This window comes from Catenovulum sp. 2E275 (assembly GCF_025515275.1).
Taxonomy (GTDB): Bacteria; Pseudomonadota; Gammaproteobacteria; order Enterobacterales; family Alteromonadaceae; genus Catenovulum.
Genome location: NZ_JAOPFU010000105.1, coordinates 1 through 1,199, shown reverse-complemented (window position 1 = coordinate 1,199; position 1,199 = coordinate 1). Strand labels below are relative to the sequence as shown.

The window sequence follows — 1,199 nt, the reverse complement described above, 5'->3', positions numbered from 1 at the left end:
CTCAGTGCTCAGTGCTCAGTGCTCAGTGCTCAGTGCTCAGTGCTCAGTGCTCAGTGCTCAGTGCTCAGTGCTCAGTGCTCAGTGCTCAGTGCTCATCATGATAAATTTTAGTCAAAGAATAAAGCCACTAATAATTTATATTAAGTGGCTTTAAATCATTAACCTATTTAAATATCAAGCTTACTAGTATCCTGTATCTGCTTCATAATTTCATTTTCTAAAGATAAAGAAGATATAGGATCTTGAGACGGTTGCGTACTTTGGGCGAATGTACTTGATTCGGTACCCAAACTTTCGGGTAATTCTGTTGAAGGTTCGGATAACAAATCTGCAATTGATAATGTTTCAGCAAGCAACTCTGTGCTTTCTAACCCTTCACTATCATTTAAGTTTATTTCAATTCCGCCATCATCAGATAATAATTCATCGCTGACAAAACCTCGGGCTGCAACTGCAGGACGAGCAGCGATTTCATTACCTTCACTATCAACAGTTAAAGTTACTAAGTTACCATCGCCGTCTTCCATAGATATAGTAACATTTGCTAAATTAAGAACGCTTAATTCGGTTATTGTCCATGTGCCATCGGCTTGAACTAAAGCAGTCCCTAAATCTAATGTGGGTGCATCCAGTAATTCAACTGAGACATTAAGCTCTGTTCCAGCTTCTGCATCTGTTGTACCTGATATGGTGGTTGATTTCACTACCACTAAATCAATAATCTCAATTGATGTAACTTCCAAAGTTGGTGGAATAATATTTAAACTGACACCAATGTCTTGTGTTGCCTGATTTTCTGCATCGTCTTCAACCACTAACTGCAGACTAATATCACCATCATCTAAACCTACAATATTTTCAAATAATGCAGCAGTTAAGTTAATAGAAAAATTTCCAGAAGAGTCTGCCTGAAAAGTAGTGACCTCTGTCAATGTACCTAGGACATCGACATTAAGTGTAATACTTGCATTGTTCTGATCTGTTGAACCTGAAAGTATTGGTGATAATGTTGTACTAATAACACCACTTAAAGCCCCGTCCACCAAATTATTAACAGTTAACGTAGGAGCGGTAATATCGAGTACGGCGTTAATATCAACCAAGCGGGTATTGCCGTTTGCATCCGAGACACTGGCTTGAATAACCAAGCTGCCTTCATCAATCGCTTCGCCTGTCAGTAAATCCGCATCAATGGCTAA

At 39.0% G+C, this 1,199-nt stretch carries 1 protein-coding gene; it reads right to left on the bottom strand.

The features are described 5' to 3' along the window. Positions 1-167: 167 nt before the first annotated feature. Positions 168-1,199, bottom strand: a 1,032-nt coding sequence (locus tag N7931_RS19225; protein WP_262795955.1) for a hypothetical protein, incomplete at its 5' end; no start/stop codon positions are given.